General features: G+C 54.4%; 25 protein-coding genes. 14 read left to right on the top strand and 11 right to left on the bottom strand.

What is annotated here, in order from left to right:
* Window positions 1-45 precede the first annotated feature (45 nt).
* Entirely contained in the window at window positions 46-813 is a 768-nt protein-coding gene (gene tpiA / locus WG891_RS14170) for a triose-phosphate isomerase (protein WP_076943990.1), read from the top strand.
* A gap of 64 nt (window positions 814-877) precedes the next feature.
* On the opposite strand, the gene WG891_RS14165 is transcribed toward tpiA, so the two are convergent.
* From WG891_RS14165 to fieF, 3 genes are all read right to left on the bottom strand, one after another.
* Window positions 878-1,867 carry a sulfate ABC transporter substrate-binding protein gene (locus WG891_RS14165; RefSeq protein WP_337263226.1) on the bottom strand — a complete coding sequence of 330 codons (990 nt, stop codon included), beginning with the start codon at window positions 1,865-1,867 and terminating at the stop codon, window positions 878-880.
* 187 nt (window positions 1,868-2,054) lie between these two features.
* Window positions 2,055-3,017 (bottom strand): 6-phosphofructokinase, encoded by a 963-nt coding sequence (pfkA, locus tag WG891_RS14160; protein ID WP_337263227.1) that lies wholly within the window; start codon window positions 3,015-3,017, stop codon window positions 2,055-2,057.
* Between the two features lie 220 nt (window positions 3,018-3,237).
* Window positions 3,238-4,140 carry a CDF family cation-efflux transporter FieF gene (fieF, locus tag WG891_RS14155; protein ID WP_337263228.1) on the bottom strand — a complete coding sequence of 301 codons (903 nt, stop codon included), beginning with the start codon at window positions 4,138-4,140 and terminating at the stop codon, window positions 3,238-3,240.
* A gap of 220 nt (window positions 4,141-4,360) precedes the next feature.
* Here fieF and WG891_RS14150 point away from each other — a divergent pair, with 220 nt between their 5' ends.
* The 3 genes from WG891_RS14150 to WG891_RS14140 are packed head-to-tail and all read left to right on the top strand — an operon-like array spanning window position 4,361 to window position 5,734.
* Window positions 4,361-5,017 (top strand): hypothetical protein, encoded by a 657-nt coding sequence (locus tag WG891_RS14150; RefSeq protein WP_337263229.1) that lies wholly within the window; start codon window positions 4,361-4,363, stop codon window positions 5,015-5,017.
* Window positions 5,007-5,228: a hypothetical protein gene (locus WG891_RS14145; protein ID WP_337263230.1), complete on the top strand. Its 222-nt coding sequence runs from the start codon at window positions 5,007-5,009 to the stop codon at window positions 5,226-5,228. The genes WG891_RS14150 and WG891_RS14145 overlap by 11 nt, the downstream gene beginning before the upstream one ends.
* A gap of 26 nt (window positions 5,229-5,254) precedes the next feature.
* Complete coding sequence (locus WG891_RS14140; RefSeq protein ID WP_337263309.1) at window positions 5,255-5,734, top strand: Hcp family type VI secretion system effector; 480 nt, start codon at window positions 5,255-5,257, stop codon at window positions 5,732-5,734.
* 337 nt (window positions 5,735-6,071) lie between these two features.
* On the opposite strand, the gene cpxP is transcribed toward WG891_RS14140, so the two are convergent.
* On the bottom strand, window positions 6,072-6,566 hold the full coding sequence (gene cpxP, locus WG891_RS14135) for a cell-envelope stress modulator CpxP (protein WP_337263231.1): 495 nt from the start codon (window positions 6,564-6,566) through the stop codon (window positions 6,072-6,074).
* Between the two features lie 148 nt (window positions 6,567-6,714).
* Here cpxP and cpxR point away from each other — a divergent pair, with 148 nt between their 5' ends.
* The 4 genes from cpxR (at window position 6,715) to rhaT (ending at window position 10,539) form a co-directional block, all read left to right on the top strand.
* Window positions 6,715-7,413: an envelope stress response regulator transcription factor CpxR gene (cpxR, locus tag WG891_RS14130; protein WP_337263232.1), complete on the top strand. Its 699-nt coding sequence runs from the start codon at window positions 6,715-6,717 to the stop codon at window positions 7,411-7,413.
* A complete protein-coding gene (gene cpxA, locus WG891_RS14125) occupies window positions 7,410-8,780 on the top strand; it encodes an envelope stress sensor histidine kinase CpxA (protein ID WP_337263233.1) in 1,371 nt (456 codons plus the stop codon). The genes cpxR and cpxA overlap by 4 nt, the downstream gene beginning before the upstream one ends.
* 57 nt (window positions 8,781-8,837) lie before the next feature.
* Window positions 8,838-9,311, top strand: a complete 474-nt coding sequence (gene trmL / locus WG891_RS14120) for a tRNA (uridine(34)/cytosine(34)/5-carboxymethylaminomethyluridine(34)-2'-O)-methyltransferase TrmL (RefSeq protein WP_156293222.1) — start codon at window positions 8,838-8,840, stop codon at window positions 9,309-9,311.
* A gap of 193 nt (window positions 9,312-9,504) precedes the next feature.
* Window positions 9,505-10,539, top strand: coding sequence for an L-rhamnose/proton symporter RhaT (gene rhaT / locus WG891_RS14115; RefSeq protein WP_156293223.1), 1,035 nt, complete (start codon window positions 9,505-9,507; stop codon window positions 10,537-10,539).
* On the opposite strand, the gene rhaR is transcribed toward rhaT, so the two are convergent.
* Both rhaR and rhaS read right to left on the bottom strand, forming a co-directional pair.
* A complete protein-coding gene (gene rhaR / locus WG891_RS14110; protein ID WP_337263234.1) occupies window positions 10,536-11,393 on the bottom strand; it encodes an HTH-type transcriptional activator RhaR in 858 nt (285 codons plus the stop codon). The genes rhaT and rhaR overlap by 4 nt on opposite strands.
* An 84-nt stretch (window positions 11,394-11,477) precedes the next feature.
* Entirely contained in the window at window positions 11,478-12,299 is an 822-nt protein-coding gene (gene rhaS, locus WG891_RS14105; protein ID WP_337263235.1) for an HTH-type transcriptional activator RhaS, read from the bottom strand.
* Between the two features lie 322 nt (window positions 12,300-12,621).
* Here rhaS and rhaB point away from each other — a divergent pair, with 322 nt between their 5' ends.
* The 5 genes from rhaB (at window position 12,622) to rhaM (ending at window position 17,825) form a co-directional block, all read left to right on the top strand.
* Window positions 12,622-14,070: a rhamnulokinase gene (gene rhaB, locus WG891_RS14100; protein WP_337263236.1), complete on the top strand. Its 1,449-nt coding sequence runs from the start codon at window positions 12,622-12,624 to the stop codon at window positions 14,068-14,070.
* A 17-nt stretch (window positions 14,071-14,087) separates the two neighbouring features.
* On the top strand, window positions 14,088-15,344 hold the full coding sequence (locus WG891_RS14095; protein WP_076943978.1) for an L-rhamnose isomerase: 1,257 nt from the start codon (window positions 14,088-14,090) through the stop codon (window positions 15,342-15,344).
* Between the two features lie 12 nt (window positions 15,345-15,356).
* Window positions 15,357-16,181 carry a rhamnulose-1-phosphate aldolase gene (gene rhaD, locus WG891_RS14090; protein ID WP_337263237.1) on the top strand — a complete coding sequence of 275 codons (825 nt, stop codon included), beginning with the start codon at window positions 15,357-15,359 and terminating at the stop codon, window positions 16,179-16,181.
* 165 nt (window positions 16,182-16,346) lie between these two features.
* Window positions 16,347-17,495: a lactaldehyde reductase gene (gene fucO, locus WG891_RS14085; protein WP_337263238.1), complete on the top strand. Its 1,149-nt coding sequence runs from the start codon at window positions 16,347-16,349 to the stop codon at window positions 17,493-17,495.
* Between the two features lie 15 nt (window positions 17,496-17,510).
* A complete protein-coding gene (gene rhaM / locus WG891_RS14080) occupies window positions 17,511-17,825 on the top strand; it encodes an L-rhamnose mutarotase (protein ID WP_076943975.1) in 315 nt (104 codons plus the stop codon).
* 15 nt (window positions 17,826-17,840) lie between these two features.
* Here rhaM and cysE read toward each other — a convergent pair whose 3' ends face one another.
* From cysE to WG891_RS14055, 5 genes are all read right to left on the bottom strand, one after another.
* A complete protein-coding gene (gene cysE / locus WG891_RS14075; protein ID WP_337263239.1) occupies window positions 17,841-18,662 on the bottom strand; it encodes a serine O-acetyltransferase in 822 nt (273 codons plus the stop codon).
* A 114-nt stretch (window positions 18,663-18,776) separates the two neighbouring features.
* On the bottom strand, window positions 18,777-19,796 hold the full coding sequence (gpsA, locus tag WG891_RS14070) for an NAD(P)H-dependent glycerol-3-phosphate dehydrogenase (RefSeq protein ID WP_337263240.1): 1,020 nt from the start codon (window positions 19,794-19,796) through the stop codon (window positions 18,777-18,779).
* Window positions 19,796-20,269, bottom strand: coding sequence for a protein-export chaperone SecB (secB, locus tag WG891_RS14065; protein ID WP_337263241.1), 474 nt, complete (start codon window positions 20,267-20,269; stop codon window positions 19,796-19,798). Before secB ends, gpsA begins: the two co-directional genes overlap by 1 nt.
* 101 nt (window positions 20,270-20,370) lie before the next feature.
* Window positions 20,371-20,619, bottom strand: coding sequence for a glutaredoxin 3 (gene grxC / locus WG891_RS14060; RefSeq protein WP_337263242.1), 249 nt, complete (start codon window positions 20,617-20,619; stop codon window positions 20,371-20,373).
* 36 nt (window positions 20,620-20,655) lie between these two features.
* Complete coding sequence (locus WG891_RS14055) at window positions 20,656-21,090, bottom strand: rhodanese-like domain-containing protein (protein WP_076943970.1); 435 nt, start codon at window positions 21,088-21,090, stop codon at window positions 20,656-20,658.
* A 296-nt stretch (window positions 21,091-21,386) separates the two neighbouring features.
* Here WG891_RS14055 and gpmM point away from each other — a divergent pair, with 296 nt between their 5' ends.
* Window positions 21,387-22,931, top strand: coding sequence for a 2,3-bisphosphoglycerate-independent phosphoglycerate mutase (gene gpmM / locus WG891_RS14050; protein ID WP_337263243.1), 1,545 nt, complete (start codon window positions 21,387-21,389; stop codon window positions 22,929-22,931).
* Window positions 22,932-22,934: the final 3 nt, after the last annotated feature.

The raw sequence follows: 22,934 nt of genomic DNA, 5'->3' as shown, positions 1-22,934 counted from the left end.
GCAGTGGTTATTTCGACTCTCGCGTCTTTTTTTGGAGAAAAACACATGCGTCATCCATTAGTTATGGGTAACTGGAAGCTTAACGGCAGCACCAATATGGTCAACGAACTGATCGCTGGCCTGCGCAAAGAACTGAGCAGCGTTGACGGTTGTGGCGTTGCTATCGCACCTCCGGTGATGTATCTGGATCAGGCCAAACACGCACTGGCTGGCAGCCGCATCGCACTGGGCGCCCAAAACGTAGATGTGAATCTGTCTGGTGCCTTCACCGGTGAAATCTCTGCCGACATGCTGAAAGACATCGGCGCACAATACATCATTATCGGCCACTCAGAGCGCCGGACTTATCACAAAGAAAGTGATGCTGCGATCGCCGAGAAATTTGCCGTGCTGAAAACAGCAGGCTTGATCCCAGTGCTGTGCATCGGTGAAACCGAAGCAGAAAACGAAGCGGGTAAAACGGAAGAAGTCTGCGCACGCCAGTTGGATGCCGTGCTGAAGACTCAGGGTGCGGAAGCGTTCAAAGGCACCGTGATCGCCTATGAGCCAGTCTGGGCCATCGGTACCGGCAAGTCTGCCACCCCTGCGCAGGCACAGGCAGTTCACAAATTTATCCGCGATCATATCGCCAAGCAGGATGCTGCCGTAGCCGCTGAAGTGATCATCCAATACGGCGGTTCTGTAAACGACAAAAATGCCGCAGAACTGTTTACTCAGCCAGATATCGACGGTGCGCTGGTGGGTGGCGCATCACTGAAAGCCGACGCTTTCGCCGTGATCGTCAAAGCCGCTGCCGCAGCGAAAAAAGCCTGATTTTTCCGGCCTGAAATAGCAAAACCCCGGCTTGCCGGGGTTTGTTGTTTATACCTGCAACGAATTACCGTTTACTGATCTCATCAAACACGCCGCCGGTAGCAAAGTGGACCTTCTGGGCGTTGGTCCAGCCGCCAAAGGTATCATCCACGGTGAACAACTTCAGTTTCGGGAACTGCTCGGCAAATGTGGCGGCGACAGCCTCATCACGCGGGCGATAGTAATTCTTCGCGGCAATGGTCTGGCCTTCGGTGGAATACAGGTATTTCAGGTAGGCGTTAGCCACATCGCGCGTACCGCGCTTGTCGACCACTTTATCAACCACCGACACGGTCGGTTCAGCCAGGATCGATTCGCTTGGGGTAATGATTTCAAATTTGTCTTTACCCAGCTCTTTTTCTGCCAACAGCGCTTCGTTCTCCCAGGCGATCAGCACATCCCCGATGCCACGTTCAACAAAGGTGTTAGTGGCACCGCGCGCACCGGAATCCAGCACTTCAACGTTTTTATACAGGCTTTTAACGAACTCCTGCGCCTTGGCTTTATCGCCATTATTGTGGTGCAAGGCATAGCCCCAGGCTGCCAGATAGTTCCAGCGAGCACCGCCAGAGGTTTTAGGATTCGGCGTAATGACCGACACGCCTGGCTTCACCAGATCGGGCCAATCGTGGATCTGCTTCGGGTTACCTTTGCGTACCAGGAACACGATGGTGGAAGTGTAGGGGGCCGAGTTGTCTGGCAGACGTTTGATCCAGTCTTTCTCAATACGACCACGCTCGGCGATAGCATCTACATCATAAGCCAGTGCCAGCGTAACCACATCCGCCTCAATACCGTTAATCACCGAGGTGGCCTGCTTACCGGAGCCGCCGTGCGACTGGCGTACCGTCACCTTATCACCGGTCTGCTGTTGCCAGTATTTACCGAAGGCCGTGTTATATTCCTGATAGAACTCGCGGGTTGGATCGTATGAAACATTCAGCAATTGAATATCTTTCGCTATGGCACCGGATGCCAACAGCAGTAAAGCCACACCTACACCCCATTTACGCATTGCACACTCCCCCAGAAAAATGACCGCAACCTCAGCAGGTTGATTTAGCATTAACTGAGAGCCTGCCAGAAATTTCCTTAACCATTAAAGAATAAAAAATTTTTGGCTAGACCATTCTGGAATATGAAAGGCAGCGCATAAAAAAGCCTCCTGTGAGGGAGGCTTATTGGCAATCAACAGATACTTATCAGTACAGCTTTTTCGCCGTTTCCAGCCAGTCGAGGTGGAACGTACGCTTCATGTTTTCGATAGCATCAATAATGTCATGGTGCACCAGCTTCTCGTTCTGAATACCCACACAGCGGCCACCATAGCCCTGCAGCAGCAGTTCAATGGAGTATGCGCCCATACGGGAAGCCAGAATACGGTCATAAGCTACCGGTGAACCGCCACGCTGGATGTGCCCCAACACGGTGGCGCGAGTTTCACGGCCCGTTTCCTGCTCGATATAACGCGCCAGCTCATCAACGTCACAGACGTGTTCAGTGATCGCCACGATGGCATGTTTTTTACCTTTGGCAATACCGGCTTTGATCTCTTCAACCAGATCGTCACGGCTGAATTCAATTTCCGGCAGCACGATAAATTCACAGCCCCCGGCAATCGCGGCAGACAACGTCAATTCGCCACAGTAGCGCCCCATCACTTCAACAATGGAGATACGCTGGTGCGATGAAGAAGTGTCGCGCAGGCGGTCAATCGCTTCAACCACGGTTTCCAACGCGGTGAAGTAACCGATGGTGTAGTCTGTTCCCGCCACATCGTTATCAATGGTGCCCGGTAGACCAATGCAAGGGAAACCTTCTTCGGTCAGGCGTTTCGCCCCCATGTAGGAACCGTCACCACCAATAACCACCAGCGCATCAATGCCATGTTTCTTCAGGTTTTCAATCGCCTTGGCGCGTACGTTTTCATCTCTGAATTCAGGGAAACGCGCAGAACCCAAGAAGGTGCCGCCGCGGTTGATCATGTCAGACACGCTGTAGCGGTCCAATTTCTCCATGCGATCTTCGTACAAACCAAGGTAGCCATCGTGAATACCAAAAACTTCCAGACCTTCTGTGAGTGCAGCACGCACAACGCCACGGATGGCAGCGTTCATACCTGGCGCGTCACCGCCACTCGTCAGTACACCGATTTTCTTGATCATGACTACCTCTGAACTTGTAAAGAATTCTGTATTCGCCGATTGCCCAGGGCTCTTCCCAACCGGGGAAAACCAGCTTTCCGGCTTTTATTGCTGGATATTATAACAAAAAGAGTTAGCTGAATTGATTCAGGTCACGCATTGTCAAGGAAAAGCGGCGTATAGCACACCGAGCTAACGCGATCTTCCCGCAATCGCCCCCTTATTGACCCAATTCAACTAATTATAGTTCCCAATGGCCCTGCCGGCCTACCGGCACCACAGAGCAGGGATCCTGGTGAATAATCACATCTGCTCCTGGGAAACGGTGCAATAGCGCCTGCTCAACCTGCTCGGCCAGAATGTGAGCCTGCACTAACGGCAGCGAATCTTCCATTTCCAAGTGTAACTGGATAAAACGTGTCGGCCCGGACTGCCGGGTGCGCAAGTCGTGCGCCCCTCTCACCCCTGGCCAAGAGGATACCACGTCGATAATCGCCTTGCGCTCTTCATCCGGCAAGGCCCGATCCAGCAGGGATTGTACCGCTTCATACCCCATACGCAACGCGCTATAGAGGATATAGACCCCAATCCCCAACGCAAACAGCGCATCCGCACGGTGAAACCCGTACCAGCTTAGCCCGAGCGCCACAAGGATAGCACCGTTCATCAGGACATCTGACTGATAATGCAGCATATCTGCTCGTACCGCCTGGCTGCGCGTTTTTCTTACTACCCAGCGCTGATAGGTGACCAGGATCAGGGTGCTCACCAGCGCAATCAGCGTTACGGCCACACCAACACCGGGAGCGTTGAGCGGTTGTGGTGAATAAAGATGCTGAAAACCGGTCAGGAACAGGAACAGCGCAGAACCGGAAATAAACATGCTCTGCGCCAGCGCCGCTAATGACTCGGCCTTACCGTGACCAAAGGTATGCTCCTCGTCGGCGGGTTGCAGTGAGTAACGCACCACCAACAGGTTGGTTAACGACGCTGCGATATCGACCAGAGAATCCACCAGCGCCGCCAGCAGGCTCACCGACCCGGTTAGATACCAGGCAACGATTTTGATCAGCAGCAAGACAGAAGCCATCGCGGTGGCGGCTAAAGCAGCGGATTTCACCAGACGCGCATATTGCTGTTCCATAAAAAACCCCGACGAAAACTCATGGCGTTAGTATAACGGAATGTCGGGTAAAAAAAGCCCCGCCGTAAAGGCTTTCTTTTGCTGCCGCAGGCCAACCCATAAACGGATTAACCTCTATTAGCTTCATCCGTTTATGGGTTGTCAGGACTGATCTAGACTTAAATTAACATTAATGATAATTTATTTTTATCTGCTCTGGATATATGGAAAAGGAATTGATATGAGTGACATTAATGAAATAGCGTCACGTATTGCAGACGTTATTATACCCCCCGATACCGCGCTAGGGTTAATACACGAAATAATTTCAGTTCCCACAGATCTCGGTTATCTAGCATATGGATATTTGGATACGGGATCACGCTACTCACATGAAACTGAAAGAATAAGAATAGTGAGGGCTATAGATAACGGCATTCTTAACTATGACCGCATTCTTGATGCGATACAGACTGTGTTTAAACAATTTAATAAACATATTTCAGAAAGAGAACAAAATAAAATATATTCTAGTAGTGTTTCATCCGTCGTTGGCCGAGCGGCTACTAACTCTATAATTTCGTCTAGAATAGCGGCAGCTATTGCAGGGCAGGCGAGTTTTTGGGTAAGTATACGAGGCGGAGCTATTGGTAATATTTTACTGATAGGTGGAATGATGGAACGCTGTATAAGAACTTCGGAACAGTTGAGTTTAGATGAACCAGAAGTTTATCAGCTATTGCGAAGCAAGGATTACGACCTACTTTATTTTTTATTTGAACCCGCCCTCAAACCTTTTGTTGATGCTTTGTCTGTAAAACGAAAGCAAGGGACACCTACATTTAACAAAATATTAGAGTTAGTTGAAGATAAGGTAAATAGCCATCATGGAAAATAAAACCTCATGGATTAGAAGAAAAATAATAGACAATAGCATTACTATTCTTGGGGGACTTGTTGGAGGTGCTGCTGTATGGCTGTCATTATTTTTTATTTTCTACTTTGACTCTTGGGTAAAAAGAATTATTTCTATTTTAGCCATGTGGATATGCATCTATATTCTTGCTAAGTTTTTTGATAAGTTTAACTCAAAGCAAAATCGCAAATAACTTAATTCAACCTATAAGGAAATAATATATCAAATCCTGCTTATCTTTGGTTAGTTGATGCAAATGGCTCACCTATCGTCGGAGGTTCATTAGTGTCTGGCAGAGTTGGAGCTATTGAATTAAGAACGGTTAGCCATCATATGTTTATTCCTACCGATACTAATACAGGAAAACTTACAGGTACAAGAGTTCACGCACCGTTTTCTATGCAAAAAGAGTTCGATAAAACAACACCTATTTTATATCGATCATTAAGTGAAGGACACACTTTGAAGTCTGCAACAATAAAAATGTATCGTGTTTTAGATTCAGGTCTTGAAACTGAATATTTTAATATCATCTTAGAAAATGTTAAAGTAACGTCAATAGCACCGAATTTACATCCAAGTGGTCAGACAGGAACACACCTTGAAACCATTCAATTACGTTATGAAACTATTACATGGAAATATTGTGATGGGAACATCATCTATAAGGATTCATGGAATAATCGCGCAATAGCGTAATTTTTATAAAAATAACATCTGTAAACCGCCTCAAAATGGCGGTTTATTAAACACGTGCTACCCGATCGGCAACAGCCGATCGCCGTCTAAACGGAAGACATGGCCCGGCCCAAAGTTCACCACCGCCCCAGATAATCTAAACCCGCTTGGTGGGGGGGTTATCGGTATGACTACATTGACCACATGTTGACTACACCGATAATGCGGACTGCCGCTTACGGCGGCTATAGAGTATATTGATTTATAAGGTATTTTTTATAAGTACCTGATAAAAAAAGCCCCGCCGTAAAGGCGGGGAAGACAGGGATGGTGTCTATGGCAAGGAAAAAACAGGGGACTACTTTGTCGTACTCAACTTCTGGGCAGAAGTTTGTTGCAAACCAGAAATTTGTTGCTCCATCTGCTGCATGCGCTGCTGATGCTTCTGATCTAAAACACTTTTTTGTTCTGGCGTCAGCAGGTTATACATCTGGTTGCGGATGCGGGCCATTTCGACCTGGCGCTTAACCTGTTCCTGAGCCATCTTTTCCGCCTGAGCTTGCACGGCGGCTTCATCAAATTTGTCGGCAATCACCAGCCGGTGCATGGCTTCGATTTCCGTTAACGTAACACCAGGCAGATCGTCACGCGCCTGGCGCATTAAATCGCGCATTTGCTGGCGCTGCTGTTCGGTCAGGCTGACACCTTCAAACATATGGTATTGCCCGGGTGTTCTCATCATCGCATCATTAGCAGGAGACTGAGCAGTTTCCGGTGTAGTATCGGCAGCAAAGGCAGCGGAAGAACCTATCGCCAGCATTGATGCCATCACTACCGTGGTCAACTTACGCATTTGAACTCCTCAGCCATTCTCTCTTTGCGAATCAACGAGGAACAGTCTACTGCTGCACCTGCAAACATGCGTCAGTGCATGTAAAACTACGTAAAGTCATGGAATGTCAACAGTTGATGACGTATTTTGCGTCAGGAGGTAAATCATAATGAACAAAATTCTGTTAGTTGACGATGACCGCGAGTTAACCTCGCTACTGAAAGAACTGCTTGAAATGGAAGGCTTTAACATCGTTGTGGCCCACGACGGTGAACAGGCGTTGTCGTTGCTGGACAGCTCCATCGATCTGCTGTTGCTCGATATCATGATGCCGAAGAAAAACGGTATCGATACCTTGAAAGAACTGCGCCAACATCACCAAACCCCGGTGATCATGCTGACCGCCCGCGGCAGTGAACTGGACCGGGTACTTGGCCTGGAACTGGGTGCCGACGATTATCTGGCAAAGCCTTTTAACGATCGTGAACTGGTGGCACGCATCCGCGCTATTTTGCGCCGCTCCAACTGGAGCGAGCAGCAGCAGAATGTGGATACCAGCGCCCCGACTTTGGATGTGGACGGCCTGCAGCTTAATCCTGGCCGCCAGGAAGCCACTTTTGATGGGCAAGCTCTCGATCTCACCGGCACCGAATTTACCCTGCTCTACCTGCTGGCGCAGCATCTCGGCCAGGTTGTTTCACGTGAATTACTGAGCCAGGAAGTGTTGGGCAAGCGCCTGACGCCGTTTGATCGCGCCATTGATATGCATATTTCCAACCTGCGGCGTAAGCTGCCGGATCGCAAAGACGGCCACCCGTGGTTCAAAACCCTGCGTGGACGGGGCTATCTGATGGTATCAGCAGCATGATCAACAGTTTGACGGCACGCATTTTCGCCATTTTCTGGTTCACATTAGCCCTGGTGCTGATGTTGGTGCTGATGGTGCCTAAGCTTGACTCCCGCCAGATCACCTCGCTGCTGGACAGCGAGCAGCGGCAGGGGCTGATGCTGGAACAACACGTCGAGGCCGAACTGCAAAACGATCCGGCCAACGATCTGATGTGGTGGCGCCGCCTGTTTCGCGCTATCGATAAGTGGGCCCCTCCAGGCCAGCGCCTGATTCTGGTCACCAGCGAAGGGCGGGTGATTGGTGCCCAGCGCAACGAAATGCAGATTGTGCGCAACTTTATCGGCCAGTCGGATAACGCAGATTTCCCGAAAAAGAAAAAGTATGGCCGCGTTGAGCTGGTCGGCCCGTTCTCGGTACGCGATGGTGAAGACAACTACCAGCTCTACCTGATCCGCCCGGCGAACAGCCCACAATCCGATTTTATCAACCTGATGTTCGATCGCCCGCTGCTACTGCTGATCGTCACCATGCTGATCAGCGCCCCGCTGCTGTTGTGGCTGGCGTGGAGCCTGGCGAAACCGGCACGTAAGCTGAAAAATGCCGCCGACGATGTCGCCCGCGGCAACCTGAAACAGCACCCAGAATTAGAGTCCGGGCCGCAGGAGTTTCTCGCCACCGGTGCCAGTTTCAACCAGATGGTAAGCGCCCTCGAAAGAATGATGACGGCGCAGCAACGGCTGATTTCCGACATCTCCCATGAGCTGCGCACCCCGTTAACGCGTCTGCAATTGGCAACGGCCTTGATGCGCCGCCGCCACGGCGAAGGGCACGAACTGGCGCGCATCGAAACCGAAGCCCAACGGTTGGACTCGATGATCAACGATCTGCTGCTGCTGTCACGCGGGCAGCAAAAGAGCGAACTGGTGCGTGAACTGCTGAAAACGAACGAACTGTGGGCCGAAGTGCTGGACAATGCCCGCTTCGAAGCCGAGCAGATGGGTAAACAGTTGGAGGTCACCGCCCCTCCAGGCCCCTGGACGATTTACGGCAACGCAGGGGCACTGGACAGCGCGCTGGAAAACATTGTGCGCAATGCCCTGCGTTACTCCCATACGCGCATCACGGTGGCATTCAGCGCCGATAATCAGGGAGTCACCATCGTGGTCGATGACGACGGCCCCGGCGTCAGTGCAGAAGATCGCGAACAGATATTCCGCCCGTTCTACCGCACCGATGAAGCCCGCGATCGTGAATCCGGTGGCACTGGCCTGGGGCTGGCGATCGTCGAAGCCGCAGTCGCCCAGCATCGCGGCTGGGTGAAGGCCGAAGACAGCCCGTTAGGGGGATTGCGTCTGGTGCTGTGGTTACCGCTGCATCAGCGCTAATCGCCAGCGCGCCAAGAGTTTGTTATTCTGCGCCCCTCATCATGAGGGGCCTGTTACATGCTGAATATCGTTTTATTTGAACCCGAAATTCCCCCCAACACCGGGAATATTATCCGCCTGTGTGCCAATACCGGCTTCCAGTTGCACCTGATCGAGCCGATGGGCTTTCCGTGGGATGACAAGCGCCTGCGCCGCGCCGGGCTGGATTACCATGAATTTGCCAGCATCAAGCGTCATGCCGATTACCCCGCGTTTCTTGCCAGTGAAAACCCACAGCGGCTGTTTGCCCTGACCACCAAAGGCACCCCGGCGCACAGCGCGGTGAGCTATCAGGCAGGAGATTATCTATTGTTTGGCCCGGAAACCCGTGGCCTGCCCGCCAGCATCCTTGATGCGTTACCTGCGCAGCAGAAAATCCGCATCCCGATGCAGGCCCAAAGCCGTAGCATGAATCTGTCAAACGCGGTTTCCGTGGTGGTCTATGAGGCCTGGCGCCAGCTAGGTTACGTGGGCGCTCTGCTGAAAGAATAAACCCAGCCCCTCAAAGCGATGCCTGCCCTACAGGCATCGCGCTAAATCTGTGATCGTCGGCATACACACCCGCTGAATTTTGCCATGCTCTTGCCCCATCCGGCAGCCACCCGAAGGTTCCCTTTACCGCCTCTGTTTAGACTTCCTGTTCATCCGTGGTCTTACCGCGCCAATAACAACGAAGGATAACAAGATGAACAACGCCATCATGCTAGGGATATTCTGGCACTTAGTCGGGGCTGCCAGCGCCGCCTGCTTCTACGCCCCCTTTAAACAGGTAAAAAACTGGTCCTGGGAAACCATGTGGTCGATTGGCGGCTTTGTGTCATGGCTCATCCTGCCTTGGGGCGTCAGCTATGTGCTGCTGCCTGATTTCTGGCACTATTACGGCTCCTTCAGCGCTACAACCCTGCTGCCGGTGTTCCTGTTCGGTGCCATGTGGGGGATTGGTAACATCAACTATGGCCTGACCATGCGCTATCTCGGCATGTCGATGGGGATTGGTATCGCTATCGGCATCACGCTGATCATCGGCACGCTGATGACCCCGCTGCTGCAGGGCCGCTTTGAATTGCTGTTCGGCACCGCTGGCGGCCGCCTGTCACTGTTGGGGGTATTTGTTGCGCTGATCGGCGTGGTGATCGTCAGCTATGCAGGCTTGCTGAAAGAGCGGGCCATGGGCATCCGCGCCGAAGAGTTCAATCTGAAGAAAGGGCTGGCACTGGCGGTGATGTGCGGCATTTTCTCGGCAGGAATGTCGTTTGCCATGGACGCCGCCAAACCGATGCACGAAGCGGCCAGCGCATTGGGGATCGATCCGCTGTATGTCGCCTTACCAAGCTACGTGGTGATTATGGGCGGTGGCGCGCTGATCAACCTGGGGTACTGTTTTATCCGCCTGGCAACCCTGAACAATCTCTCGGTCAAAGCAGATTTCTCGCTGCCGAAGCGGCTGCTGATCAGCAACGTGCTGTTCTCCATGCTGGCAGGCCTGATGTGGTATCTGCAATTCTTCTTCTACGCCTGGGGCCATGCCAAGATCCCAGCACAATACGATTACATGAGCTGGATGCTGCACATGAGCTTCTACGTGCTGTGCGGCGGCATTGTCGGGTTGCTGCTGAAAGAGTGGAAATGCGGCACCAGAAAACCGGTTGCCGTTCTGTGCATCGGTTGTCTGGTGATCATTCTGGCGGCTAACATTGTGGGTTTGGGGATGGCGTCTTAACGGCTGGCCTCTTCCGTCACCACAAACCGCTGGCGATACTCGCGTGGGGTCATTCCCGCCTCACGCGCAAAGACCACAGAAAAATAGTTACTGTCCTCAAACCCGCAACGGGCCGCAATATCGCTGATGCGGAACTCGCTGCGGCGCAATAATCCTTTGGCCTGACATAGCCGGATCTGCCGCAGATAGTGGTTGATGGTCATGCCGGTCTGCTGGCGGAACAGCAGTTTCAGCGCCCGCTCGGTTAAACGGTGCTGTTGGCAAAATAGTCCCAGGTCAAAATGCCCGTCGATGCCGCTTTGCAGCGCCGCCATCAGCAAATCCAACTGTTCGCCATCCGGCAGCATATGCGCTTTGTCCACCGCATAGCGGTGGCGTTTCAGCACAATCGCCAGTTGTAACAGCAATACTTCGGTTAATTGCAATGACAGTGAATCGGTCTTGCGGCTCTCCTGCGAAAGCTGGGTGATGATGGGGCGCGCCTGTGCCATGCCCTGGGTAGAAAGCCGCCAGTAGCGCTCGTCTGCCGCAGCAAACGGCGGCAGCAAGCTTTCCCATTGGGCATTCAGCCGCAGGCGTTCAGGGCAGTAAATGATGTTATCCAGCACCAGATCGTGCACGGATTCATAGCTATGGCAGTCGCTGGCGCGCAGATAAAAAAGATCCCCACAGGTGATGCGATAAGGGCGATCGTTCAGCACATGCAGGCCATTACCGCGCCAGACGATGACGATCTCGCAAAACTGGTGAGTATGGGTGGCAAAACCCTCTTGGGGATAACGTTCCGCCACCGCCACCGGCATCTGCTCCGAGGGCAGATAGTCGCGGCTCTCCAACAGCAATGTTTCCCTCATCTGCACACCTTCTCTATTGCTCACCCTCCGTATTATTGCCGAACGTACATCGGGGAAAATTGATGCAGTCGCGATTTCCCGCCGCTAACGTAGCCCCCGCAGCGCACGGGGTGGGCAGGTAAACTCGCGCTTGAACAGCGTGGAGAAATGGTTGCTGTCACCAAAGCCACAGCGAAATGCGATCTCGGTAATACTGCTGTCGCTATGGCACAGCAGATGGCGCGCCTGCAGCAAGCGCAGGTGGGTCAGATAACGCTGCGGCGTCATATTGGTATGGTTCTTCAACTGCCGATGCAGCGTGCGCAACGGTATAGCAAAGCGTTCCGCCAATTCCGACCACTCAATCTGTTCGGCATAATGGCTTTGCAACCAATCCAGCAGTTGGTGTAAGCGCCCTTCCTGATCGTCGCTCTGCCGCGCCATGCACCCACGCCATAGCTGCACCAGTAGCTGCATAAACCAGCTTTCATGCAGCGCAATCTCTTCTGGCTGGTCACCTGCCGGTGCCTTCATCAGTAATGCAATCAGCTGTTTAACCTGCTGCAATACTTGGTGATTAATACGCCAATGTGCGGGATAAATACCGTCGCGCTCGCGGGGCAGAAATTGTTCCACGCCCGACAAAAAACGGAACGCATCTGGGGCACGGAACAGGATGTTGGTCAGGATTAGTCCGTCGGTCTGTTCAAACAGATGGCGATCGTGATCGCGCACAAAGCAGACACAACCACTGTTGAGGGTATAAGGATTGCCGTTGAACACATGAACACCGGCCCCCTGCTCAACAATCACGATTTCGTAAAAATCATGATGATGTTCTGGAAAAGCCTGCTGCGGCTCACGGGGCTCAATCACCACGGGTGCGCTGCAGGAAGGGAAAAAATCACTACTGTGTAATAGATTCATCTTACCCCCGTTCCTTGGCGCGGCGGGATTACCGCGCAACGTCGGTTAACGATAGTAAGAGAAGCAGCGCAGAGGAAACCTTAAGGTTTTGACCAAAAAACACGCTTAACCTGCACGTTTTTTAAGAAAGCCGCAGCAATGTTGAGAAATGCGTACAAGGTCACAACCCGCGACACAGCAGGCCGAATGGCAAACTGTGAGCTGCTTCGCCTTTACCTTTGCCATTTTGCCAACCCGCCCTCGGCACTGGCAGTAGCGAGAAGGCTTCGCTACCCGCAACTTTCTACACTGCCCGTCATCAAGCAACAACGGGCTTTCTCTCATGACTACACGCAACATTGCGGCCATCGATCTGGGCGCCTCTAGCGGGCGGGTGATGCTGGCCAGCTATCAACCGGAACAGCAACGCCTCCAGCTCCGCGAAGTCAGCCGTTTTGCCAACCGTTTACAACAGCGGGGTGGGCAGCATTGCTGGGACTTGGATGCGCTGGAGCATCACATCCGCCAGGCGCTCGATCGGTTCGATGAACAGGGCATCGTGCTCGACAGCATCGGTATCGACACCTGGGGAGTGGATTTTGTGCTGCTGGATGCGCAGGGCCAACGGGTTGGTGAGGCGGTCTCTTACCGCGATGCCCGCACCCAGGGCGTGATGGCGCCAGCCCAACGCACGCTCGGGCGGAGCGCTATCTATCAACGCACTGGCATTCAGTTTTTGCCCTTCAACACGCTGTATCAGCTGCGTGCACTGCGCGAACAGCAGCCTGAGCTGGTAAAGCGCGTGGCGCACCTGCTGCTGATCCCAGACTATCTGCACTTCCGGCTGACCGGGCAGCTTAACTGGGAATACACCAACGCCAGCACCACCCAGTTACTGAATATTGAGAGTGACCAATGGGATACAGAACTGCTCGCCTGGGCGGGCGTGCCTGCACATTGGCTGGGTAAGCCGACCCCGCCGGGTAACCGCGTAGGTTACTGGACCAGCGCTCGCGGCCAGCAAGTGCCGGTGATTGCCGTCGCCACCCACGATACCGCCAGCGCAGTGCTCGCCACGCCGTTGCAGGATGCCGATGCCGCTTACCTCAGTTCCGGCACCTGGTCGCTGATGGGCATTGAAAGCCCGGTACCGATTGTTAACCCCCGCTCGCTGGCGGCCAATATCACCAACGAGGGCGGTGCCACCGGTTATCGGGTGCTGAAAAACATCATGGGGCTGTGGCTGCTGCAGCGCACTACGCAGGAGCTGAATATCAGCGACTTACCGGCGCTGATCGCCCAGGCCGCGCAACAGCCTGCCTGCCGTTCGTTGGTTAACCCCAATGACGAACGCTTTATCAACCCGGTCAACATGTGCCACACCATTCAGGCCTATTGCCGTGAACAGGATATGCCGGTGCCGGAGACGCCTGCACAATTGGTGCGCTGCATCTTCGACAGCCTGGCCATGCTTTACCGCCAGGTAGCACAGGAGCTGGCCACCCTGCATGGCCGCCCATTGAGCCATTTGCATATCGTTGGCGGCGGCAGCCAGAACCATTTTCTCAATCAGCTGTGTGCCGATGCCTGTGGGCTGGCCATCAGCGCCGGGCCGATCGAAGCTTCTACGCTGGGCAACGTCGGCTGCCAGTTGATGGCGCTGGACGCCGTTACCGATATCAGCCAATTCCGCCGCATCGTAGCGCAAAATTTCCCACTGCAACATTTCACCCCTCGCGACAATCCCGACTTTGCCGCCCACTGGCCGCAATTTCAGTCGTTGAGTCAATGACCTAAGGAACTTTGTATATGAAAAGCTCTATTGAACAAGCCTGGGAACTGGCAAAACAGCGCTTTGCCGCCGTTGGCGTTGACGTTGAGGCCGCCATTCAGGCAATGGATACTCTGCCAGTCTCCATGCACTGCTGGCAGGGCGATGACGTGGCCGGTTTTGAAAACCCGGAAGGCTCGCTGACCGGCGGTATTCAGGCCACCGGCAACTACCCCGGAAAGGCGCGTAATGCCAAAGAGCTGCGGACCGATCTGGAGCAGGCGCTGGCGCTGATCCCCGGCCCAAAACGCCTGAATCTGCACGCGATTTACCTCGAATCTGAGACACCGGTGGCACGTAACCAGATTGAACCACGCCATTTCAAAAACTGGGTGGAATGGGCAAAACAACAGCGTCTGGGCCTGGATTTCAACCCTTCGTGCTTCTCGCACCCGCTGAGTGCGGACGGTTTTACCCTGTCGCACGCCGATCCCGCCATTCGCCAATTCTGGATTGAGCACTGCCAGGCCAGCCGCCGGGTATCTGCCTATTTCGGCGAACAGCTCGGCACGCCTTCGGTGATGAATATCTGGATCCCAGACGGTATGAAAGACACGCCGATCGATCGCTTAGCCCCGCGCCAGCGCCTGTTGAGCGCGCTGGATGAGGTGATCGCCGAAAAACTCAACCCGGCCCACCATATCGACGCCGTGGAAAGCAAGCTGTTCGGCATTGGTGCCGAAAGCTACACCGTCGGCTCCAATGAGTTCTACCTCGGCTACGCCACCAGCCGCCAGACCGCGCTGTGCCTGGACGCTGGGCACTTTCATCCTACCGAAGTGATCTCCGACAAAATCTCCAGCGCCATGCTGTATGTACCGCGTCTGTTGCTGCACGTCAGCCGCCCGGTGCGCTGGGACAGCGATCACGTGGTGCTGTTGGATGACGAAACCCAGGCCATCGCCAGTGAGATCGTGCGCCACAAGCTGTTCAACCGCGTGCATATCGGCCTGGATTTCTTCGACGCCTCGATCAACCGCATCGCCGCCTGGGTGATAGGTACGCGCAACATGAAGAAAGCGCTGCTGCGCGCCCTGCTTGAGCCAACCGAAATGCTACGTCAGATCGAGCAACGCGGCGATTACACCGCGCGCCTGGCGCTGCTGGAAGAGCAGAAATGCCTGCCATGGCAAGCGGTGTGGGAAACCTACTGCCAGCGTAACGATGTGCCAGCCGATGCCAGCTGGCTCGACAACGTACGCCGCTACGAACAACAGATTCTCAGCCAACGTTAAGGATACCGAGCAATGCAACAGCTAATTTCCTCCTGGTTTATCCAGGGCATGATCAAAGCCACCAGCGATATGTGGCTCAAAGGCTGGGATGAGCGCAACGGCGGCAATATCAGCCTGCGGCTGACGGCGGAGGACGTTGCACCCTTCCGTAGCGATTTCGTCACCCAACCGCGCTGCGTAGAGCTGACACAGCCGGCCAGCGAACTGGCCAACTGCTGGTTCCTGGTGACCGGATCCGGCAAATTCTTCCGCAACGTGCAGTTGGCCCCAGAAGAGAATCTGGTGCTGCTGCAACTGAACCACAACGGCACCGCCTACCACATCCACTGGGGGCTTGCGCAAGGCGGCCTGCCCACCTCGGAACTGGCAGCCCACTTCCAGTCGCACATTGTGCGTATGCGGGTCAGCGGCGGGAGCGATCGCGTCATCATGCACTGCCACGCGACCAATCTGATCGCGCTGAGCTTTGTGCTGGAACTGGACAACGCCCGCTTTACCCGCCTGTTGTGGGAAGGCAGCACCGAATGCCTGGTAGTGTTCCCAGATGGCATCGGCATTGTGCCGTGGATGGTGCCGGGCACCGACGGGATCGGTACTCAAACCGCCGAGCAGATGCAGGCACACAGCCTGGTGCTGTGGCCGTTCCACGGCATCTTCGGCACCGGCCCAACGCTGGATGACGCTTTTGGCCTGATCGACACCGCAGAGAAATCCGCCGAAATCATGGTGAAAGTGCTGTCGATGGGGGGCAAGAAGCAGACCATTTCAGGCAGTCAGTTAGCCGCACTGGCCCAGCGCTTTGGCGTTACACCGCTGGCAGCGGCGCTCAAGGATTAGCCCCGATAGCTTTCAAGTTACAGCTAGGCGGCAAGAACATGGAGCCCCAGGAGCTTCGCTAACTAAGTGACTGGGGGACATGTACGCAGCCAACAACGCTGTAGCTTGGAAGATGAAGGGGATGTGGGCGCATCACAATGCCTTCTCACCTCAGGAGTAATACATATGAGTTTCATGCTGGCATTACCGAAAATCAGTTTGCACGGCTGTGGCGCCATTGAAGACATGGTTAAGCTGCTGGCGCAAAAACAGTGGGGGAAAGCGCTGATCGTCACCGATGGTCAGTTAGTTGAGCTTGGTCTGCTGGCTGGGCTGTTCAGTGCCCTGCACCAACAGGCACTGCCCTACGCGATGTTCAGTGAAGTATTCCCCAATCCGACCGAAGAACTGGTGCAGAAGGGTTGGCAAGCGTTCAAGCAACACCAGTGTGACTACCTGATTGCTTTCGGCGGTGGCAGCCCGATCGACACCGCCAAAGCGATCAAAATCCTGACCGGCAACCCTGGTCCTTCCACCGCCTATTGCGGCGTAGGCAAGGTCAAACACGCAGGTGCGCCGCTGGTCGCCATCAACACCACTGCAGGCACCGCAGCCGAGATGACCAGCAATGCGGTAATCATCGACAGCCAACGCCACGTCAAAGAAGTGATTATCGACACCAACATCATCCCGGACATCGCCGTGGACGATCCGGCAGTGATGTTGAATATTCCTGCCAGCGTGACCGCCGCTACCGGCATGGATGCGCTGACTCACGCAATAGAAGCCTATGTTTCCGTAGGGGCGCATCCGCTGACCGATCACTCGGCCCTGGAAGCGATCCGCCTGATCGGCACTTGGCTACCCGCGGCGGTGGACGATGGTAAAAACCTGCAAGCGCGGGAAATGATGGCGTATGGCCAATATCTGGCTGGTATGGCGTTCAACAGTGCCGGGCTTGGCCTGGTGCATGCGCTGGCCCATCAGCCCGGTGCCACTCACAATCTGCCGCACGGCGTGTGCAATGCCATTCTGCTACCGGTGATTGAGGCATTTAACCGCCCCAATGCCGTGGCGCGTTTTGCCCGCATCGCGCAGGCTTTGGGCGTGGATACCCAGGGAATGGATGAAGAACAGGCCAGCCATCAGGCGATCGTCGCTATTCGCGCACTGTCGCTGCGCGTGGGGATCCCAAGCGGTTTCTCTGCACTCGGTATAAAAGAGGCCGATATTGAAAATTGGCTGGATAAGGCGTTAGCCGACCCCTGTGCCCCCTGCAATCCACGTCCGGCCGATCGCGAACAGGTGCGTGAGTTGTATTTAACCGCATTGTAATTCGGAGGAAATTCTATGATCCGTAAAGCCTTTGTGATGCAGGTTAACCCAGATGCTCACGCGGAATATCAACAGCGTCATAACCCGATCTGGCCAGAGTTGGCACAGGTGCTGAAAGATCACGGAGCGCACCACTACGCTATTTTTCTGGACGAAGCACGCAACCTGCTGTTTGGCTATGTGGAGATCGAGTCGGAGGAGCGCTGGAACGCTGTAGCTAATACGGATGCCTGCCAGCGCTGGTGGCGCTTTATGGGTGACGTGATGCCGAGCAACCCGGATCACAGCCCGGTCAGCTCGGCGCTACGTGAAGTGTTTTATTTGGAGTAACGATAGGGCGGCGGGTCAAATCCCGTCGCCGTACTCAAACCCGTGATTCACACCGTTGAAATACTGATTCATATCCATTGATGGCGTATCACTTTCAGGCCGCCCGACGATGCGTGCAGGCACCCCCGCCGCGGTGGTATGCGCGGGCACGGGCTGAAGTACCACCGAACCGGCACCGATTTTCGCCCCTTTACCCACTTCAATATTGCCGAGAATTTTAGCACCTGCGCCGATCATCACGCCTTCACGGATTTTCGGGTGGCGATCGCCGCTGGTTTTACCGGTACCGCCGAGGGTTACCGATTGCAGGATGGAGACGTTATTCTCCACCACCGCGGTCTCACCGATCACAATGCCGGTCGCATGATCGAGCATGATGCCACAGCCGATGGTGGCCGCCGGATGGATATCCACGCTAAAGGCAACAGAGATCTGATTCTGCAGGTAAATCGCCAAAGCCTGGCGCCCCTGCATCCATAGCCAGTGTGCAATACGGTAAGCCTGCAAAGCGTGAAAGCCTTTGAGATACAGCAGTGGCGTAGAGTATTTATCCACCGCCGGGTCACGCAGCCGCACCGCCAGAATATCGCGAGCTGCGGCAACAATCATGTGTGAGTCAGAACGGTAAGCGTCCTCCGCCACTTCACGCACGGCAATCGCTGGCATGATCGGGTTGGCCAGCTTGTTGGCCAGGATGTAGCTGAGCGCACTGCCCAGATTTTCATGCTTCAGCAACGTCGCGTGGAAAAAGCTAGCCAGCATCGGTTCACAATCAGCCAGTGCTCTCGCCTCTGATTTTATATTGCTCCAGACCTGCTCTAACTCTTCTGCTGACATCGCTTTCCTCTCTGCCTGACAAAACAAGCCATCTTGCCAGGGGGCGGGCAAGATGGCTCAATCCAATCCTGAGGCACAAGACACTCTATCTCGGGTCCTGAACCCTTCCTTAGGTCACGCGCTGTGTTTTTCGTCTTTTCTGGTGCGCCCCAGCAGGCTCAACGCTGCCTCGCGGGCATTTTTATTACAGTACAGCACCTGATAAATCTGCTCGGTAATCGGCATTTCCACACCATGGCGTTGCGCCAGCGCCAAAACCTCTTTGGTATTGCGGTAACCTTCTACCACTTGACCAATGCTGTCCTGTGCTTCCTTCACGCCCATACCTTGCCCCAGCATAATACCGAAACGCCGGTTGCGCGATTGATTATCCGTGCAGGTTAACACCAAGTCACCCAACCCGGCCATGCCCATAAATGTGGACGGATCTGCACCCAACGCGGAACCCAGGCGGCTCATTTCTGCCAACCCACGGGTGATTAACGCGGTGCGTGCGTTGGCACCAAAACCAATACCGTCGGACATGCCAGCGCCGATGGCGATAACGTTTTTCACCGCGCCCCCCAACTGCACCCCAATAAAATCCGGGTTGCTGTACACGCGGAAACTCTTGCCACAGTGCAGCAACTGCTGCAGATCTTCGGCAAACTGCTCGTCGGTGGCTGCCAGTGCGATCGCCGTCGGCAGCCCGGCAGCCAGCTCTTTAGCGAAGGTCGGCCCAGAGATCACCGCCAGCGGAATATTATCGCCCAGCGCTTCGCGTGCCACGTCCTGCAACAAGCGCCCGGTTTCTGCCTCCAGGCCTTTGGTCGCCCATACAACGCGGGCATCGGGGCGTAAATGCGGCTTCAACTGGCGCAACACGTCACCAAAGACATGGCTCGGCACCACCACCAGCACATCGCGGCTGGCCGCCAGCGCGCGGGCCAGATCGGCTTCGAGCAGCAAGGTATCGGGGAAAGCGACGTCGGGAAGGAATGCCTGATTGCAGCGATCGCGCTGCATAATCTGAATTTTTTCGGGGATATGCCCCCACAGTACGACCGGATGGCCGTTACGCGCTAGCGTAATCGCTAATGCGGTGCCGTACGAGCCGGCACCGATAACAGTCATTGAAGCATTGACGGTGTTCATCAGGCATCCTGATGTGATGCGGCACCTTCGGCTTCCGCCTGTTGCTGTTGCAAGTAGCTCATAAACAGCGCGTCAAAGTTGACCGGTGCCAGGTTCAGTTGCGGGAACGTGCCGCGGGAAACCAGGCTGGTGATGCACTCGCGCGCATACGGGAACAGGATGTTCGGGCAGTATGCACCCAGGCAATGCGCCAGCTGCGTCCCTTCGATACCGGCTACGGAGAAGATACCTGCCTGCTGAACTTCACACAGGAACGCCGTTTCTTCGCCCAGAGACGCGGTGACGGTTACGCGCAGCACAACTTCATACACGCCATCAGCCAATTGGCTGGAAGCGGTATCCAGATCAAGTTTAACTTCTGGCTGCCATTCCTGCTGGAATACTTGCGGAGCGTTTGGCGCTTCGAAAGAGATATCCTTGGTGTAGATACGTTGGATCTGGAAAGCCATCTCGGTGGTGTTTTGTTCTGACATGTGTGTATTACCCTTAGTTAAATATCCTTATTGACACTCAGTAACCGTTATACCCTTCATACTGCACGTTGCCGCGCAACACGTTGGTTATAACTGTCCGCTTAAAGCAGCGGATCCAGGCCACCACGAGCATCGAGTGCATGTAAATCATCGCAGCCACCCACGTGCTGGCCACCGATGAAAATCTGAGGCACGGTGGTTCGCCCACTGCGTGCAATCATCTCTTCGCGCTTCACGTTATCACCATCAATAGCGATCTCGTTAAACGCCGCCCCCTTACTGTTCAGCAACGCTTTGGCGCGATGGCAGAACGGGCAGGTTGCTTTGGTGTAAATCTCGATGTTAGCCATGGAAAAACCACCTTAAACTACCACTACGTGAACAAATTACTTGCCGCGAGCCAATGGCAGGTTTTCACCGCTCCAGCCCGCAATGCCGTCTTTCAGAGTGTAAACGCTGACAAAACCGGCTTTACTCAGGTTTTCTGCCGGATCGCGCGACGTGGTGCCGTTAGCACAAGCCACAATAACCGGCTGGGCTTTATGCTTTTCCAACTCGCCGAGGCTGCCATTTTTAATCTCACTCGCCGTCAGGTTGATGGCGTTGGCAATGTGGCCTTTACGGAAATCATCCCGGCTGCGGGTATCCACCACGACAGCATCTTCTTTATTGATCAAGCGAATAGCTTCGCCACGGGAGATCTCTTTTACCTTGGAGAAACGGCTCTTGAAGGTCATCACGATCACAGCAGCCAGCAATGCAACCCAAGCCAGACTTAGTATGGGATGCCTGCTAACAAATTGCATAATTTCTTGCAGCATGGGGTGTAACAACTCCCGTCAGTTAAGGGAAAATAAGTCAAGGTTTCAGAGTATACCTGCCGAATGCGGCAAATACAGCCAATAAGCAAACGCGAATGCAGAAACTGCGGTCTGCACCGGGAAATTAGCGCAATGACGCGAGAAAAGTCACCTTTGTTGCGGGCAACTTTGATCTTTCTAGGCTCTTTTTGCCCGGCTTTGTTGTAAAATCATTCGGTTCTGGAGGGTGAATAGCCATCATTCCAAATGGGTTGATGGCTATTCACAACTTAAGCGATCATAACGAGGTTATAGCAATGTCGAGTACGAAAAAGCCCATGGTTCTGGTGATCCTGGACGGTTATGGCCACCGGGAAGAACAGCAGGACAACGCGATCCTGAATGCCAAAACGCCGGTCATGGATCGCCTGTGGCAACAACAGCCACACACCCTGATTGCCGCCTCCGGCCTGGATGTCGGCCTGCCTGATGGCCAGATGGGCAACTCGGAAGTCGGTCACGTCAACCTGGGTGCTGGCCGCATCGTGTATCAGGATCTGACCCGTCTGGACAAAGAAATCAAAGACGGTGACTTCTTCACCAACGCCACCTTGACCGCCGCCGTAGACAAAGCGGTGCAAGCGGGCAAAGCGGTACATATCATGGGCCTGATGTCCCCTGGCGGCGTACACAGCCACGAAGATCATATTCTGGCGATGATCAAACTCGCCGCACAGCGCGGAGCCAAAGCCGTTTACCTGCATGCGTTCCTTGATGGACGTGATACTCCGCCGCGCAGTGCTGAAGGCACACTGAAACGTTTCAGTGATGAGTTCGCCAAGCTGGGCGCCGGGCGCATTGCCTCTATCGTTGGCCGCTACTACGCCATGGACCGCGACAACCGTTGGGATCGCGTGCAGCTGGCTTACGATCTGCTGACTCAGGCCAAAGGCGAATATACCGCCGATAACGCCGTTGCCGCGCTGCAAGCCGCCTATGCCCGCGATGAAAACGATGAATTCGTGAAGCCAACCGTGATCCAGGCAGCAGGCGAAGCCACTGCCGAGATGAATGACGGCGACGCGCTGATCTTCATGAACTTCCGTGCCGACCGCGCGCGCCAGATCACCCGCGCCTTTGTCAATGCCGATTTCGACGGTTTCCCACGGGCCAAAGTGGTGAAATTCGGTGATTTCGTGATGCTGACCGAATACGCCGCCGACATCCAGACCGCCTGCGCCTACCCACCGGCCTCGCTGGCGAACACCTTCGGCGAGTGGCTGATGAAGCACGACAAAACCCAGTTGCGCATTTCAGAAACTGAAAAATACGCCCACGTTACCTTCTTCTATAACGGCGGCGTCGAAGAGCCGTTCAAAGGCGAAGAACGTGTGCTGATCAACTCACCAAAAGTGGCAACTTACGATCTGCAACCGGAAATGAGTTCCGCAGAACTGACCGAAAAGCTACTGACCGCCATCCACAGCGGCAAGTACGATGCCATTATCTGTAACTACCCGAACGGCGATATGGTCGGCCATACCGGCGTTTATGAAGCAGCAGTCAAAGCGGTCGAAACGCTGGACCACTGCATCGCGCAGGTGGTTGATGCGGTGAAAACCGTTGGCGGCCAGTTGCTGATCACCGCAGACCACGGCAACGCTGAGCAGATGCGCGATCCGGCTACCGGCCAGGCGCACACGGCACACACCAGCCTGCCAGTGCCGCTGATCTACGTCGGCAAACCGGCCAAAGCGGTTGAAGGTGGCAAACTTTCCGACATCGCGCCAACCATGCTGGCCCTGATGGGAATGGAGATCCCGCAAGAGATGACTGGTAAGCCGCTGTTCATCGTGGAATAATCC

Source organism: Serratia sp. MMO-28 (assembly GCF_037199905.1).
Taxonomy (GTDB): Bacteria; Pseudomonadota; Gammaproteobacteria; order Enterobacterales; family Enterobacteriaceae; genus Chania; species Chania oryzae.
Note: the sequence above shows the minus strand (reverse complement) of the source record. Positions and strands in the feature narration are given on the sequence as shown.